A 16,517-nucleotide genomic window follows, 5' to 3' on the forward strand; every position below is an offset into this window, starting at 1 on the left:
TGGTTCAGGAAACTTAATGGATTCAAAAACTAGCCATTTGGATGATGAGCTAAGTTTTAAGTTAGAGAAAGCGTTTACCTGTTTATCTACTGATATACATTCCCACGATCTTTCCAAGATTGTTAGTGAATATAATCCTATAGACTTAGCTTATGCTGTTTCTTGTTTACCACCAGATTCACGTGCTATTCTTTATAAAAATCTATCATGTATAGCTTCTCGGGTGGCTTTTATTATTAATACGGACTCAGCTTCTCGTTGGGCTATTTTTCGTAAATTGACTGATATAGAAGTCTGTGCCTTGATTGATCAGATGCCTCCAGATGAGGCTGTATGGGTGTTAGATGATATTCCTGATCGACGGTACCGTAGAATTTTAGAATTGATAGATTCTAAAAAGGCGTTGAAGATTCGTGATTTACAAAAACATGGTCGGAATACAGCAGGGCGGCTCATGACGAATGAGTTTTTTGCTTTTTTGATGGAAACGACAGTAAAAGATGTTTCCGCCTGTATTAGAAATAATCCGGGCATAGATTTAACCCGGCTGGTATTTGTTTTGGATTTTAAAGGAGAGCTTCAAGGTGTAGTTACCGATAGAAGTCTAATAATTAATCCCCCGGAAATCTCTTTAAAGCAGATTATGAGCCAGGTAGAGCATAAAGTTTTACCTGATGCGACTCGAGAAGAGGTTGTTGATTTAGTAGAACGTTATAAAATTGCTGCTTTACCGGTTGTTGACGAAGAGAACTTTTTAATAGGCGCGATTACATATGAAGATGTTGTAGAGGCTATTGAAGATATCGCTGATGAGACTATAGCGCGTATGGCGGGAACAACGGAAGATGTCGGGTATCACAGTTGTCATGTTGTTCAGAGATTTTTACTGAGAGCTCCTTGGTTATTGGTTACTCTTTGTGCTGGACTCGTCAGTGCTTCAGTGATGGCCTATTTTCAAAAGATAGCCCCATCCTTGCTAGCGTTAGTCATTTTCTTTATTCCTTTAATTAATGGAATGTCTGGGAACGTCGGTGTGCAATGCAGTACGATTTTAGTGCGTAGTATGGCTACAGGGACGCTTTCATTCGGAAGACGCAGAGAAACCATATTTAAAGAGATGAGTATTGGTTTATTAACTGGCGTAGCTTTAGGAATTCTTTGTGGGATAGTTGTGTATCTTATGGGATTCATAGGGATGAATCTTTTTTCTGGAGGGGGATTACAGCTTGGGGTTACTGTAGCAGCAGGTGTTTTAGGAGCATCATTAACAGCGACTACTTTAGGTGTTCTTTCCCCGTTTTTCTTTGTGAAATTAGGCGTAGACCCAGCTTTGGCTTCAGGACCTATTGTCACGGCATTAAACGATATTATGTCTATGGTGATATTCTTCTTAATAACAGGTTTCTTGAACTTTTGTTTTTTCAGGTAATAGTTCTTCTAGATTTATTGATCAACTTCATAAGGTTCTTATTTCTTCAGTACTTCTCTTACACTCTAAAAAAGATTCCTCAGATCTACTTGTAGATACTCAAGGATACCAGCGGTGTGTTGCTAGAGATGCCGCAATTATGGTCATCGTTTTCTCCATTATTGTTGTCCTTGGTATTCTAGGTGTTGTCCTTGTTGGCTCTAATGTTCTTACCTCGTCAATAGCTCTTATCTGTTTTTCTAGTACGATTACAGCAGTGTGTTTAATAGGTTTGGTTCTTGTGTTTATTTTAAACGCAGAGCGGAGAATCTTTCCCAAGATTCTTCTTCCTAATGAAATAGAATTTTCTGAAGATGAACAAACTTTTTTACACACATTATTGAACTTAACTGTTCCGGAGGAAGTACAAGAAACAGAGATCCCAACATTATCAGTAGGCACACCTGAACGGGTATTTATTACTGGAACATTTTATCGCGACAATCCTTCTTACAGAGACAAGATTACTGAGCGCGTAGAAAATCTACAGGTTTCTTTTATACATTTTGCCAAGACCTTTACTAACGCTATTATGCATTGTGGGAGGGAATCAGGAAACTTAATACAGGGTATCGTTAGGGAAATTAATGATTTGTTTATTCCCTCATTCCGTTCTCGGGATCAAGAGACTTCATTGTGTTATTGTTTGCAAATGTGGAGCGAACTTTTAATGCGGCATTCTTTTATAGATTTTATTGTCCTTATTCTTGAGAAACCAGAGATAAATAATTTCCTTCTTAAGAAGTTTATCGATGTTGCCGAATCTTGGAATGCCAATCACGGTAATACGACTTATCTTTCTGCAGCTTTACAAACGTTTAATCTTTGGCTTTACGGTTTATATGTGGGGGAGCCCTGCATAGAAATGCTTGAAGGTTATAATCCTCAACTTCTTACTACGGAGGACCGAGCTTATTTAGAGGAGGGGAATTTCATTCAACTCATTTTCTCTAGAGCTGAACCAGAATTACGTATTAGATTTGCAGATTGTTTAGACACATCGGTACATGCTCTAGCTGCTAGAAAATGTCATACCATACAAAACGGTATGAACTCTGATGAGTATGTACAAAATGATCCTTCATTACGTGCACTGATAGATAACCTGAATTTGAGGATGACTTTTTGTTTGAATTTACCTTTATGTTCTTCTTGGAAATTTAGGTTTGCTTTAGCCAGGAATTTAAAAGGTATCTACGATTTAAATCAGTTTATTATGGAAAATTATTACAGTTTAATAGCGAATCCCTTTTTGCTTATAGGACTGCTCCATAGTCATTCTAAATATCAAAGTTTTATCCAAGGATTACTCACTAAGGCAATGCCTATAGGTTCTTGGAAATCTCTGCTAGAGCCTATGATTGCAGGTTTATTTGCTGTAGGGATAGCGAATGAACGAGAACTCCATGTTATGGCGAATCACTTAGGCTTGAGTTTTAGAGATTTGATCTCGGTGATTTCTTCAAATCGTTTTTTAGAAGTTTTATTCCCACATTTATTCGCTGAGCTGTCTTAATTTATTCTCAAGCTTGTGGAAAAGACGGATTTTCTGTGATTGAGAAACACAAAAAGCAGTCCTTAAAAGAGTATTTAAGGTACTGCTTTTGTGTATCCTCTTAGATTTACTTAATGAATTTTTTATGAGCGTAGTAGATGCCAAAAGGTATCATACAATTTATTGAGAAGGCTAATAATAAAAAGGCGGAGTATCCTATTTTATAAGCTCCAGATAATTGTGTGACTTCTTGAGGAGGTAAGAAGCTAATCCATAAAGCAAATACGCAAGAAAGTATTCCTAAGAATGAAAGTAGGCAGATACCAAAGAATTTCCCAGGAACTGAATAGAGCCGTTGAGCTTTTGGCTCTTTAATACGTAAAAGAGGACCTGAAATAAATAGACAAATGTACATAGCTAAATACATTTGTATACTTAAAGCACTAAGGATCCAGTACGCTAAATCTGCTGAGTCTAGACACAAGAATATCAAAGTGAACACAGTGACTACAATAGCTTGAAATAGCATAAGGTTTGTAGGGACATTCTTTGCATTGACTTTTTTAAACATTCTAGGAAGACAGTCATTTTGTGTGGAGACGAATAAGCCCTTAGTTCCTGCGAACATCCACGCGTTAAGTTCTCCCAAAGATCCTGCGATAGTCATAACGACAACAATGCTTGTCATCCAAGAAAGCTTGTATTTATCAAAGAATAAAGAAAATGCTTTCACAAGACCTGAAACCAAACTAATTTCTTCTTTTGGAATAACAATGGCTATAGAAAGAGATCCTAAAACTAAGATAGCTAATGTGCAAATTGCTCCAATAAATACGGCTTTCGGATAATTCTTTCTAGGGTTGACCATATCAGAAGCCAGGTTAGCATTAGCTTCTAATCCGCATAGGGCTAAAAGCATCCCTGCTAGCAGTACAAAAGAAGACATGCCGTGAATATCAGGAATAAGATCGCTCCATGAAAGGGAAATGGCTATAGGATTACCGGATAGGATCCAGAAAATAGCCAAAGTGACTAAAATGGCACCCGGAACCAAAGTTCCTATGATCACACAGATAGAACTGAACAACGCGGATGTACTAATTCCGAAGAAATTAAAGAAGGTTAAACCCCAAAATCCAGCGAGGATAACAGTAGCTAGATAGATTTTATTGTGAGCTAGATCTGGATTAATTTTATACACCAGGGTGCTAGCAATAAATGCCAGCATTGCCGGGTACCAAGTCATATTATGGAACCACTGCATCCATATGGAGAAGAATCCCCACCATTTTCCCAAGGCATCACGAGTCCAAATATAAATTCCTTGAGGTTTAAATGATGCTAATTCTGCAGAAATAAGTGCATAAGGGATCATAAAACAGCATACGGCTAATGCATAGAAGAAAAGAGTGGATAAGCCGTGTTTTGCTGTTAGAGGGAGGTTCCTTAAACTGATCACCACTGCTAGAGATAACATTCCAACAGTAAAAGTGCCTAGAGGTTTTGAGGGTTTTGAATGGGTGTGCATAAGAGCCTTCTTTAGATTACGCTATTGTAATACTCGGGTCTAAGTAAATATCTTGAATTAAATTTAGTAATTGTATGCCTTCGGTCATCGGTCTTTGGAAAGCCTTTCTTCCCAAAATGAGCCCCATACCTCCAGCTCGTTTGTTAATCACAGCGGTTTTTGCTGCCTCTGCAAAGTCATCCTTCCCTGAGGGACCTCCAGAATTAATGAGTCCTACCTTACCACAGTAGCTATTAAGTACCTGATAACGACACAGGTCGATGGGATGATCTGAGGAGAGTTCGGAATATACTTTATCATCCGTCTTACTAAATTTAATAGCTTTAAAACCACCTTGGCATGTGGGCAGTTTTTGTTTTACGATATCAGCACCTAAAGTTGCCCCTAAATGATCGGCCTGACCGGTCAAATCAGCAGCTGTATGATAGTCGACGTTATTCGTGATAAAGTGGGGATTTCGTAAATAACACCACAATACTGTGGCCAATCCGAGTTCTCTAGCTCGTGCAAAAGCTCGAGAAACCGCGACGATCTCTTCTGAAGATGTCTCGGAACCAAAATATACGGTGGCTCCAACGGCAACAGCACCCATATTATACGCATTTTCTACCTGACTAAAGAAAATCTGGTGGTAGGTTGTCGGGTAGGATAATAGCTCATTGTGATTGAGCTTCAACATAAAAGGAATTTTATGCGCGTATTTTCTGGAAAGTAAGCTTAACACTCCATAGGAAGAGGCCACAGCAGAGCATCCACCTTCAATCGCTAAGCGAACAATGTTTTCGGGATCAAAATAGATGGGGTTGGGAGAAAAAGATGCTCCCGCCGTATGTTCTACTCCCTGGTCGACAGGAAGAATTGAGAGGTAGCCTGTATTTCCCAACCTTCCATGGGAAAACATCGACTGTAAGGATCTTAACACAAGGTTGTTTCTGTCAGAATAAGAAAAAACTTTATCGACAAAATCCGGTGAGGGAAGTGTGAGATTTTCTTTGAGGATATGTTTGCATTTGTGTTTTAACAAATCTTCTGCATCATCGCCTAGCAAATCATATATCTTCGACATACAAATACAGTCTCCTTAAGTGGTAACAAAGGTTAGTTTGGGGTTAATGAGTAAGATTTGTCAAGAATCTTTATAAAAGCAATCATTAAAAAGAGAAAAAATTATACTTTTTAAAATCTTTAAACATTTAAAATGGAGTAGCGCTTTCTTTATTTCAGAGTACAATTAAATGTCACACCCCTCAACTAATTCTCATCTTCGGCCTCACCCTACGACGAATGAACCTATCCATATAGAAACCTCTGGTGCTGCTTCTGAAGTCGTTTCTATTGTTTCTGTCGGGAAGGATACCGCATGTAAGATAAGACAGTCTCAAGTTATTAGTTTGATTTCTGCTATGATGGCAGCTATCTTGTTATTAACTATTCTTATTCTTCAGCTCATTCCGGGGGCTCCTGTTGCTTTTACTGTAGTATTAGGGTTAGTTCTTGTAGGGACAACAGTAGTATCGTTGACATCTTTAGCTATTTATTTCCTCAAAATTAAAAAAGTCTTTTTTGAGCTTTCTGAAGCTTCTAAAGAGTTAAGGAACACCTTCTTTAACTTCTCCTTAGACTTTTTACAAAATGTAGAGCCGCAAAGGATCACACAACTTCCAAGATATGGATTAAGATCGCTACAAACAGCTTCTGGATCAGTTTCTAATCGATTATCCACAACCTCTAGCTCGACTTCAATTCTGGAAACATCATCAGCTTCTACCACCACGCCCTCGTTGTCTCTTCCAGGATCTTTATCTGTCTCGACAGACGCGGAGGATTCTGTTTCCACAGAGGTTGTGAGTGAAGATCTGTCTGAAGAAGGAACTTCTGCGTCAACAGGAGGTGCAGAACCGGCAGTTTCCCCTGAAAGAGTTTCGCTCTCAGCTCAGGAGGAACAACCATCTACTTCTGGTGCTATCGCTCCTAATCTGGAAAGAATGAACGTGGATGCTCTATTTCAATCCAATCTCATGCGCTTCCTGGATATTTCCCAAGGAGGTAGGCGACATCCTTCTATAGGAGAACATCCTAAGTATAAAAAAGAGCATAGTAAAGCTACGAAATCCTTTTCTGTTTTTTGTAGAGGAATAAGGCAAATCTGGGAGAAGTTAAAGCGGGGAGAAATGCCCGTGAGTGTTGGAGACTTGCTAACCATGTCGACAATACCGTTGTTCGGTGCGGATAATCACTCTATTTTGTCCATTACTTGTAATGCTAAAGCAGTATTTTCCAATGATCTTTGGGGAGCCTTCTGGCTACATGATACTCTCATAAATCCACAGAATGCAGACAACCTCTTTGCTCTTATTCGGTTACTAAAGACAATAAACCAAGAATCAGCTTATACAGCATCCTTGGTAAGTTTGAACGTACTGCTGTCTGGATGGTGTCTCTGCAACCCAAATCTCGCGACGAATATCGTGGGATCAGTAGAAAAATTACCTTTATCTCAACAAGATAAGATTTTAGTTCTAGAAATGTTGAATTCAGGAAATATTATCGGGGCTTTAGTATTTGTACATGGGAGAAATCATCCAAACATCCAATCCATCATGCGGATTTATGATGTAACTGCACATGGCAGGGCTATACCGAATTCACAGGCTGCTGTGGATATATCATATGAAAGTATCGCCCCTTATAATTTGCGTGCAATCACAGTTATGGGAGATCTGGCAGAAAGAGACCAATCCACACAAGATAGCTCACTGATGAGAGAGTCTCAAAAAATTTTCGAGAAATTAGGTGATCACTTACCCTCAGGTATTTCCGGATTAGCTTATAGTTTAGGTACTGGCCCTGATCCTCAACTAAGTTCAGCATTCTCAGAGACGATGGATTTCTTGCATCAGCATCCGCCTACATCAACATCTAAAATTTTCTGTATTTTACAAGCTATTCGTAGTGCGCCAAAAGTACAAACTCGTCTGAAAGATTATCTTCCTTATGCTGGAAAGACTGCTATAGCTTCTGCAATTTCCACGTTAATTTTAGGAGGATATTCCTTAGGATTATTTACCTATAAACAAATAGATGGTTTACGCTCAGCCTTAGGAATTTCCGAACGCGAGTTGCTGCGCCTCATGGAATCTAGAAAAATAGCGGGGGCTATTCTTCCTCAGCTTTTATCATAAAATCTATTTCTGTGAGTTTATTAATAGGATGTTTGTGGAATAGGGGGTTTGTTAAATTAATTTCTATTTACTTTTTGTCCTTTAAACATAAAGGCTGATCTATTATAGATTTACCAGCATATCTTGTTTTTAGGTTTTCTTTGTGTTTAATCAAAACTCTCCCATCATTTCTGTGGAACAATTAAACAAGGAAATAGCGAACCACCGTATTCTCCACCGTATCTCTTTCTCTGTGTATCCTGGTGAAATTGTTGGCATCATTGGTCATAGTGGCTCTGGGAAAAGCACTTTATTACGTTGTCTTGATTTTCTTATAGAGCCAACTTCCGGCTCAATCTCTATAGCCGGTTTTCATACGTCTAGCCCGATAGAAAAAATTTCTCGCACAGCCTTTGCTAAGCGTGTTGCCTATGTCTCGCAAAGTTGTGGCTTATTTTTAGCAAAAACAGTGTTTGAAAATATTGCGTATCCCCTGAAGATTCGTTGTCCAGAGATGACGAAAGCTCTCATCGAAGAGAAGGTTGATGATGTTTTGCATTTTTTTAATCTTTACGAAAGAAAACATGCATACCCAAGTAGATTAAGTGGGGGACAGAAACAAAAAGTAGCAATTGCTATAGCAATTGTCTCCGATCCTAGGGTTTTGCTTTGTGACGAAATCACTTCTGCTTTGGATCCGAGATCCACAGAAGATGTTGTGGATAAATTGTCGCAGTTGAATGAAGAAAGGGGCATCACACAGGTATTCGTATCTCATGAAATCGAAATCGTGAAAAAACTTTGTTGCCAGACTTTAGTTATGCATCAGGGAAGCATAGAAGAATCAGGGCCTACGGAGCAACTTTTCTTAAATCCCCAGAGCGCGATTACAGAAGAGCTTTTTCATATGCAGTCCATCGCAAAGGGAATTTATGAACATGGAGAGAATGAAGAAATTTTAAGATTAGGCTTTCCGAAAGGGTTGGCAGTTCAAGGAATGATCAGTCAACTCATCCAGAGTGGAGGGATCTCCATAAATATCCTTTCTGGTGATATCCATCTCTTTCGTAAAACTCCCTTAGGTTTCCTTATTGTTGCTTTATCCGGAGGAAAAGAACAAAGAGATTGGGCAAAAAGTTCTCTTAGAGAGAAAGGGGTTATAGTCAAGCAATTCCAAAAGTCAAGATAGCGGTAGTATAGATATGCAGATGGACATGATGTATATGTTAGTTAAAGAAACAGGCAATACTTTGTATATGGTAGCCGCTTCTTTCTTTTTCTCTTCAATATTTGGTGGGCTTTTAGGGTTGGGATTGTTCATCACGGCTCCCTATGGATTAAAGCCGATGAAGGGTTTTCATTCAGTTGTTTCTCTTGTTTTAAGTTTTCTTACAGCTATCCCTTTTGCTATTTTAATCGTTATTTTATTTCCAATAACACGTTGGATAGTAGGGACGTCTTTAGGGGCTACAGCATCCATAGTTCCTTTGACTTTTGGCGCTTTACCTTTAGTGGCTTCTTTTGTTTCCGAAGCATTGCGTACTGGGGCGTTAACTTGTGTTGAGCCAGCTATCGCTCTAGGAATACCTAAAATAAAAATACTAAAGGATATACTTTTTCCAGAAATTCTACCCCAGCTAATTTTTTCCTTAAAAAACTTAGTTGTCCACTTGATTGCTTGCTCTACTTTTGCAGGATTTGTTGGAGGAGGCGGATTGGGACAGATTTTATTGCAGTATGGTTATTATCGTTTTGATCTTTCAGTTACTCTATCTGTCTTGATGATCACCTTATTTTTCATTGAAGGTATTCGAATTTTAGGAGACACTCTCGGCCGGCGTATATTACAACATCGAGGGATTTTATGAAAAAAATCACAATACTCTCGTTACTTGCTTTAGCCATCTCTTTAACAGGTTGTTGCAAGAATTCAGAAGGAGTCTTGCGGATTGCGGCGAGTCCCACGCCACATGCAGAGCTTCTTTATAGTTTAGAAAAGGAGGCTCAATCCCTTGGATTGCAATTGAAAATACTTCCCATAGATGATTACCGTGTACCTAACCGTTTGCTTTTAGATAAGCAAATAGAGGCAAATTATTTCCAACATGAAGATTTCTTAAAAGATGAGTGTGCTCGGTACCAATGCGAAGGAAAACTTGCGATTTTGGCTAAGGTACATTTAGAACCTATGGGTTTATATTCTAATAAAACCCAGTCTCTCGAAGAGCTTAAAGTCAAGGAACAGCTACGTATAGCGGTTCCTATAGATAGAACAAACGAACAACGTGCGCTAGACTTATTGCGAGACTGCAATTTGATTAGTTACAAAGAAGCTTCTCATCTAGATATCACCGCAAAAGATGTCTTTGGTTGTGGAGGGAAAAAGGTAACGATTATAGAGATGGCAGCACCTTTATTAGTATCTTCTTTACCAGACGTTGATGCTGCAGTTATTCCAGGGAACTTCGCCATTGCAGGGGGAATCTGTCCGTATAAAAACAGTCTATACCTAGAAGATGTCCGTACTTCCCAATACACCAATGTCGTTGTCATACGTGCTGAAGATATGGAAGACTCGAGAATGCATAAACTAAAACAGCTATTGCAAAGCAGTTCTGTGCAGGATTTCTTTAATACGAAATATAAGGGGATCTTTTTATCGCAGTAACACATCTGGATGGCTTAGGGAAGAGTTGAGCCACCCCGTTCTCCGTAGGTTTAAGGCATATTGGGAAACGATTTTCTTGAATTTTTTGAAAAACTTTGACTGTTTTTCTTTTGATTATTCGAAGCAGATGTATGTCGAGTATGGCGGTTTTAGGGCCCAGAGGTCCTTTCAGTTCTCCTTTTACATGTTCTCTATACCCAACCCACCTAAAAATGCACTTGCTAGGTTCCATTCCTATAGTTGGCATATACATTGGAGCGAAGCGGATAGCCGCCGTTGCTCAATATCATAGAATGTGTAGAGCGAATACAGGAGTGTCTCAGGTGATTATTCAGGATTTCGGTGAGGGGAAGGACAAAGTACAGGATGTATTATCTTATACACTAGGGCATTATTTTCGCGGCATTGTTGAGTGCTTAGGTCTAGGAGTTGTTTTGACAATTCTTGAGTTTGTCATTGCTGCGTTTAAAATCATCTTTTCATTCGTTGTTGCGTTGATGGCAACGTTGTCCCTAGTCATCGTGCATTTGGGAGTGATTAACATGCTTGTCTCCAGACAATGTCGTCAATATAACGAGCATTTTCCACAAAAATCACACAGATTTGAGCTGTTAATAGACATGGTAAGTCCCCTCGTGCGGAGATTTTAATCCATAAGGTTAGAAAAGAATCTTGAAGAGCTAGCACGCATCAAATATTGCTTTCTTTTTTGAGACATCGCATCTAATTCTTGTTTCATTTTTATTAAGAACACGACATGAGTAAAGTCATGTTGTTATTTATAAAAGACGGCCAAAAGAACTCGTAAAGCCGTATTGACTTTTTTCATGTTGGTGGATATAAGACATTCTTTTAATGCAACGTATGATTAATCATTTATGTTGTATTTCTTTTAGGTGTTTTATGTTTCCTTCCCTTAAGAATCGAGAGTCACTCAGAGCAAAAAACTCTAAAAAAACAGCCTCTACAATTAAGCATGCAAAGCATTACTTGAACGGGTATTTGAAGAAAATAGAGCACATTGTGGCTGCTAACCCTAAAGAAGTAATAGAAGCATGGAATGAAATGTTGGGAACCAAGTATAATGGAATGTTCCAAGCTTTAGGATTTAAGGATCATATTCTATTAGTAAAGATTTATAATTCTTCTTTATACGCTTCGCTAAAGCAAATGCACCAAAGTAGTTTACTAGCTCGTTTGCATCAAGTAGTTCCTCACGCTAAGATCAAGGAAATACAGTTTTTGTTAGGATAATGTATGGACGCAAAAGAAAAAAATTATGACGCCTCAGCTATCACTGTTTTAGAAGGGCTTCAAGCCGTTCGTGAGCGTCCTGGAATGTATATAGGCGATACTGGGATCACAGGGCTTCATCACTTAGTGTATGAGGTAGTGGATAACAGTATCGACGAAGCCATGGCGGGGTATTGTTCCGAAATCCATGTAAGAATTTTAGAGGACGGTGGGATTACTATCTCTGACAATGGTCGAGGTATCCCAATTCAGACGCATGAAAAGGAATCTAAAAAACAAGGTAGAGATGTTTCCGCATTAGAGGTTGTTCTCACGGTACTGCATGCTGGAGGAAAATTTGATAAGGATAGCTATAAAGTATCCGGAGGCTTACACGGTGTTGGAGTTTCTTGCGTTAACGCTTTGGCAGAAAAGTTAGTAGCTACAGTATACAAAGATAAGCAAGCGTATCAGATGGAGTTCTCCAGAGGGGTTCCTGTAACGAGTTTGCAATGTTTAGGAGCTACCAATAAGCAGGGGACAGAAATTACTTTCTACCCCGATAATAAGATCTTTTCTTCATGTGTTTTTGATCGCTCTATCTTAATTAAAAGATTACGAGAACTGGCATTTTTGAATCGTGGTGTAACGATCATTTTTGAAGATGATCGCGACGTCAGTTTTGATAAAGTTGTCTTTTTCTATGAAGGGGGCATCCAATCCTTCGTTAGTTATTTAAATCAGAATAAAGAAAGTCTTTTTCCAGAACCCATTTATATTTCAGGTAGTCGCACGGGAGATGATGGTGAGATTGAATTCGAAGCGGCCCTGCAATGGAATTCTGGATACTCTGAATTAATTTATTCATACGCAAATAATATTCCTACACGTCAAGGAGGAACGCACCTTACAGGATTTTCTACAGCATTAACTCGTGTTCTCAATGCCTATATTAAAGCACATAATTTAGCCAAGAATGATAAGCTCTCGTTAACGGGAGAAGACATTCGGGAAGGACTCACGGCTGTAGTTTCTGTAAAAGTTCCTAATCCTCAGTTTGAAGGGCAAACTAAGCAGAAACTAGGCAATAGTGATGTAGGCTCCGTATCACAACAGATCACTGGAGAAGCGCTAACAATATTCTTTGATGAGAACCCGCAAATTGCGAAGATGATCGTTGACAAGGTTTTCATTGCAGCTCAGGCTAGAGAAGCAGCAAAGAAAGCCAGGGAACTGACGTTAAGGAAAAGCGCTTTAGACAGCGCACGACTTCCTGGAAAGCTTATTGACTGTTTGGAAAAGGATCCTGCAAAATGTGAAATGTACATTGTGGAGGGGGATTCCGCTGGAGGATCTGCTAAGCAAGGTAGAGACCGTCGTTTCCAGGCTATTTTACCTATCCGAGGTAAGATCTTGAATGTTGAGAAAGCTCGTTTACAAAAGATCTTCCAAAACCAAGAAATAGGAACAATTATAGCGGCTTTAGGTTGCGGGATCGGATCGGATAATTTTAATTTAAGTAAGCTACGTTATCGACGTATAATTATCATGACAGATGCAGATGTTGATGGCTCCCATATTCGTACTCTGTTATTAACCTTCTTCTATCGCCATATGACAGCATTAATTGAAAATGAATGTGTCTATATAGCTCAGCCTCCTTTATACAAAGTAAGCAAGAAAAAAGATTTCCGTTATATTCTTTCAGAAAAGGAAATGGATGATTATCTATTAACCTTAGGAATTTGCGACAGTAAACTGGTGTTTAAAAACGGAGATCGTGAAATAAGTGGAGAAGCTTTGGACAGCTTTGTCAAGCTGATCTTAAACATAGAAAACTTCATTGTTGCTTTAGAGAAAAAAGCTGTTCCTTTTTCTGAATTTTTAGAAATGCGCAAGGAAACTGTAGGCTATCCTTTGTACTATCGTCCTCCGCAAAGTGGGAAGCAGGGGGGACGCTATTTCTATTCTTCTGAGGAAAAAGAAGAAGAGATGGTGTCTGGAGAAGATTCGGATTCGACTAAGGTTATTGAATTATATAAAACGTCGATCTTTGCAGAAATTCAAGAGGAATTGCGAAATTATGGTTTAGATATTCGCCATTATCTCAATCCCAAAGATTCTGAAATGGTGATAACCAATGAAGATGCAAAAACGCTGCCTTATACTTGTTATACTTTAAAAGAGGTGATCGAGCATCTCAAAGCTCTGGGAAGAAAAGGTATAGAAATTCAGCGTTATAAAGGTCTTGGAGAAATGAATGCTGATCAGCTTTGGGATATAACTATGAATCCTGAACAGAGAACTTTAGTTCGTGTGTCATTGAAAGATGCTGTTGAGGCAGATCATATCTTCACCATGCTAATGGGAGAAGAGGTGCCTCCAAGAAGAGAATTTATTGAAAATCACGCTCTATCAGTTAAGATGAATAATTTGGATATTTAGGAGACGGTCATCACTATGTTGAACAAAGAAGAAATCATTGTCCCTAAAAATCTAGAAGAAGAGATGAAGGAAAGTTACCTTCGTTACTCTATGTCGGTAATTATTTCTCGCGCACTTCCTGATGTCCGGGATGGTTTGAAACCTTCGCAAAGACGTATTCTTTATGCAATGAAGCAGTTAAACCTCACTCCTGGAGCGAAGCATCGTAAATGTGCTAAAATTTGCGGTGATACTTCCGGAGATTACCATCCTCATGGAGAGAGTGTAATTTATCCTACGTTAGTGCGTATGGCTCAAAACTGGGCGATGCGTTATCCACTAGTCGATGGTCAAGGAAACTTCGGCTCTATTGACGGGGATCCTGCCGCTGCTATGCGTTATACGGAAGCCCGCTTAACCCATAGCGCGATCTTCCTCATGGAAGATTTAGATAAAGATACCGTAGACATGGTATCCAACTATGACGAAACGAAGCACGAGCCTGTTGTTTTTCCTTCGAAGTTTCCTAATCTTCTTTGCAATGGTTCCTCTGGTATTGCTGTCGGTATGGCAACAAATATCCCTCCTCATAACCTCGGGGAGTTAATAGAAGCCACGCTCTTGGTGTTGAGTAAGCCTGATGTCTCTATAGAAGAAATCTTAGAAGTCATGCCAGGACCAGATTTCCCCACAGGGGGATTGATTTGTGGTAGTGAGGGTATCCGCTCTACCTACTATACAGGAAGAGGAAAGATAAAAGTTCGTGCACGTCTTCATGTAGAAGAGAACGCGGACAAACATCGTGAGAATATCATTCTTACAGAGATGCCCTACAATGTAAACAAGTCAAGATTAATCGAACAAATTGCTGATCTTGTTAACGATAAGACTTTATCGGGTATTTCTGATGTTCGAGATGAATCAGATAAAGATGGTATCCGTGTTGTTCTCGAGCTTAAGAAGGGAGAGTCATCGGAAGTTGTTATCAACCGTCTCTATAAATTTACTGATATTCAGGTGACTTTCGGAGCCAATATGCTCGCCTTGGATAAAAATCTTCCAAGGACAATGAATATTCATAGAATGATTTCTGTATGGGTGCGCCACCGTACAGAGGTAATCCGTAGAAGAACTCGTTATGAGTTAAATAAAGCTGAAGCACGTGCTCATATCCTCGAAGGTTTCTTAAAAGCTCTTTCTTGTTTAGACGATGTTGTACACACAATCCGTAATAGTGAGAGTAAAGAACACGCTAAGCATCAATTGATTGAAAAGTTTGGATTTACTGAACATCAATCTATAGCAATTCTGGAGTTGCGTTTATACCAACTTACCGGATTGGAAGCTGAGAAAATTCAAAAAGAATACGATGAGTTAGTCAATAAAATTGCTTACTACAAACGTGTTCTTGCTGATGAAGGCTTAGTAAAAGATATCATTAGAAATGAACTTCAAGAGCTGCAAAAGCTTCATAAAACTCCTCGTAGAACGACGATAGAATTTGATGCGGATGACATTCGTGATATTGAAGATATTATCACCAACGAACCTGTGATTATTACAATATCAGGAGATGATTACGTAAAAAGAATGCCTATAAAGGTCTTTAGAGAACAGAAACGCGGTGGTCACGGTGTTTCCGGATTTGACATGAAGAAAGGTTCGGACTTTTTAAAGGCAGTATATTCAGCATCAACAAAAGACTACCTGTTGATTTTCACCAATTTTGGACAATGTTATTGGTTGAAAGTGTGGCAATTGCCAGAGGGGGAAAGACGAGCTAAGGGTAAACCGATCATCAATTTTCTTGAAGGTATTCGTCCTGGGGAACAGTTAGCAGCTGTTCTGAATATTAAGAATTTTGAAAATGCAGGATTCTTATTCTTAGCAACCAAACACGGTGTAGTCAAAAAAGTAGCTCTTGATGCGTTCAGCAATCCCAGAAAGAAAGGCATTCGCGCTCTAGAAATCGATGACGGTGATGAGCTTATTGCTGCTGTGCACATTACTAGTGAAGAAGAAAAGGTCATGCTATTCACAAGATTGGGGATGGCGGTACGCTTTCCTCATGATAAGGTGCGGCCTATGGGAAGAACAGCACGTGGCGTACGTGGGGTCTCATTGAAAAATGAAAAAGATCGTGTTGTTGCTTGTCAAATTGTTAGAGATGATCAATCTGTTCTTGTTGTCTGCGATAATGGCTTCGGGAAACGCTCTCAAGTAGAAGATTTCCGAGAAACTAATCGAGGAGGGGTAGGAGTACGTTCTATTCTTATCAACGAGAGAAATGGAGATGTTCTTGGAGCAATTTCTGTGACAGATCACGACAGTATCTTACTCATGTCAGCACAAGGACAGGCTATTCGTATTAACATGCAGGATGTACGTGTGATGGGAAGGTCCACTCAAGGGGTGCGCTTAGTTCACGTTAAAGAAGGTGATACCCTTGTTGCCATGGAAAAACTCTCGTTAAATGAAGATGAGACGCTAACAAATATTGAAGAAGAGAGTGCCTCACCACAAGTATAAAGGAATAAAGC

The 16,517-nt window shown here is 39.2% G+C and carries 12 protein-coding genes; 10 read left to right on the plus strand and 2 right to left on the minus strand.

Annotated features, from left to right (window positions below):
* Positions 1 to 16 precede the first annotated feature (16 nt).
* Both mgtE and CHAB577_RS02570 read left to right on the plus strand, forming a co-directional pair.
* Entirely contained in the window at positions 17 to 1,429 is a 1,413-nt protein-coding gene (gene mgtE / locus CHAB577_RS02565; protein WP_011097107.1) for a magnesium transporter, read from the plus strand.
* 139 nt (positions 1,430 to 1,568) lie between these two features.
* Complete coding sequence (locus CHAB577_RS02570) at positions 1,569 to 2,984, plus strand: CT214 family putative inclusion membrane protein (RefSeq protein ID WP_011097108.1); 1,416 nt, start codon at positions 1,569 to 1,571, stop codon at positions 2,982 to 2,984.
* 106 nt (positions 2,985 to 3,090) lie between these two features.
* Here the strand turns inward: CHAB577_RS02570 and CHAB577_RS02575 are convergent, their stop codons facing one another.
* Positions 3,091 to 4,491, minus strand: coding sequence for an amino acid permease (locus tag CHAB577_RS02575; protein WP_045071855.1), 1,401 nt, complete (start codon positions 4,489 to 4,491; stop codon positions 3,091 to 3,093).
* 16 nt (positions 4,492 to 4,507) lie between these two features.
* Entirely contained in the window at positions 4,508 to 5,557 is a 1,050-nt protein-coding gene (locus CHAB577_RS02580) for a class I fructose-bisphosphate aldolase (protein ID WP_011097110.1), read from the minus strand.
* Positions 5,558 to 5,726: 169 nt separating this feature from the next.
* On the opposite strand from CHAB577_RS02580, the gene CHAB577_RS02585 reads away from it, so the two are divergent.
* The 8 genes from CHAB577_RS02585 (at position 5,727) to gyrA (ending at position 16,506) form a co-directional block, all read left to right on the plus strand.
* Positions 5,727 to 7,673, plus strand: a complete 1,947-nt coding sequence (locus CHAB577_RS02585) for a CT214 family putative inclusion membrane protein (RefSeq protein WP_011097111.1) — start codon at positions 5,727 to 5,729, stop codon at positions 7,671 to 7,673.
* Positions 7,674 to 7,815: 142 nt separating this feature from the next.
* Positions 7,816 to 8,841: a methionine ABC transporter ATP-binding protein gene (locus CHAB577_RS02590; RefSeq protein WP_011097112.1), complete on the plus strand. Its 1,026-nt coding sequence runs from the start codon at positions 7,816 to 7,818 to the stop codon at positions 8,839 to 8,841.
* Between the two features lie 13 nt (positions 8,842 to 8,854).
* Positions 8,855 to 9,520: an ABC transporter permease subunit gene (locus CHAB577_RS02595; RefSeq protein WP_006344131.1), complete on the plus strand. Its 666-nt coding sequence runs from the start codon at positions 8,855 to 8,857 to the stop codon at positions 9,518 to 9,520.
* Positions 9,517 to 10,320, plus strand: a complete 804-nt coding sequence (locus tag CHAB577_RS02600) for a MetQ/NlpA family ABC transporter substrate-binding protein (protein WP_011097113.1) — start codon at positions 9,517 to 9,519, stop codon at positions 10,318 to 10,320. The genes CHAB577_RS02595 and CHAB577_RS02600 overlap by 4 nt, the downstream gene beginning before the upstream one ends.
* A gap of 131 nt (positions 10,321 to 10,451) precedes the next feature.
* The gene (locus CHAB577_RS02605) at positions 10,452 to 10,970 is read left to right on the plus strand and encodes a hypothetical protein (RefSeq protein WP_231908356.1); all 519 of its coding nucleotides are present in this window, start codon (positions 10,452 to 10,454) and stop codon (positions 10,968 to 10,970) included.
* A gap of 253 nt (positions 10,971 to 11,223) precedes the next feature.
* The gene (locus tag CHAB577_RS02610; protein WP_011097115.1) at positions 11,224 to 11,574 is read left to right on the plus strand and encodes a DciA family protein; all 351 of its coding nucleotides are present in this window, start codon (positions 11,224 to 11,226) and stop codon (positions 11,572 to 11,574) included.
* A 3-nt stretch (positions 11,575 to 11,577) separates the two neighbouring features.
* Complete coding sequence (gene gyrB / locus CHAB577_RS02615; RefSeq protein ID WP_011097116.1) at positions 11,578 to 13,998, plus strand: DNA topoisomerase (ATP-hydrolyzing) subunit B; 2,421 nt, start codon at positions 11,578 to 11,580, stop codon at positions 13,996 to 13,998.
* A gap of 15 nt (positions 13,999 to 14,013) precedes the next feature.
* A complete protein-coding gene (gene gyrA / locus CHAB577_RS02620; protein ID WP_011097117.1) occupies positions 14,014 to 16,506 on the plus strand; it encodes a DNA topoisomerase (ATP-hydrolyzing) subunit A in 2,493 nt (830 codons plus the stop codon).
* Positions 16,507 to 16,517: the final 11 nt, after the last annotated feature.

The sequence above is a fragment of the Chlamydia abortus genome (genome assembly GCF_002895085.1).
Classification (GTDB): domain Bacteria; phylum Chlamydiota; class Chlamydiia; order Chlamydiales; family Chlamydiaceae; genus Chlamydia; species Chlamydia abortus.

Excerpts from the sequence above, each read along its gene's own strand:
- mgtE (WP_011097107.1), top strand. The coding sequence starts at position 17 with ATGGATTCAAAAACTAGCCATTTGGATGATGAGCTAAGTTTTAAGTTA.
- CHAB577_RS02570 (WP_011097108.1), top strand. The coding sequence starts at position 1,569 with ATGGTCATCGTTTTCTCCATTATTGTTGTCCTTGGTATTCTAGGTGTT.
- CHAB577_RS02575 (WP_045071855.1), bottom strand. The coding sequence starts at position 4,491 with ATGCACACCCATTCAAAACCCTCAAAACCTCTAGGCACTTTTACTGTT.
- CHAB577_RS02580 (WP_011097110.1), bottom strand. The coding sequence starts at position 5,557 with ATGTCGAAGATATATGATTTGCTAGGCGATGATGCAGAAGATTTGTTA.
- CHAB577_RS02585 (WP_011097111.1), top strand. The coding sequence starts at position 5,727 with ATGTCACACCCCTCAACTAATTCTCATCTTCGGCCTCACCCTACGACG.
- CHAB577_RS02595 (WP_006344131.1), top strand. The coding sequence starts at position 8,855 with ATGCAGATGGACATGATGTATATGTTAGTTAAAGAAACAGGCAATACT.
- CHAB577_RS02600 (WP_011097113.1), top strand. The coding sequence starts at position 9,517 with ATGAAAAAAATCACAATACTCTCGTTACTTGCTTTAGCCATCTCTTTA.
- CHAB577_RS02605 (WP_231908356.1), top strand. The coding sequence starts at position 10,452 with ATGTCGAGTATGGCGGTTTTAGGGCCCAGAGGTCCTTTCAGTTCTCCT.
- CHAB577_RS02610 (WP_011097115.1), top strand. The coding sequence starts at position 11,224 with ATGTTTCCTTCCCTTAAGAATCGAGAGTCACTCAGAGCAAAAAACTCT.
- gyrB (WP_011097116.1), top strand. The coding sequence starts at position 11,578 with ATGGACGCAAAAGAAAAAAATTATGACGCCTCAGCTATCACTGTTTTA.
- gyrA (WP_011097117.1), top strand. The coding sequence starts at position 14,014 with ATGTTGAACAAAGAAGAAATCATTGTCCCTAAAAATCTAGAAGAAGAG.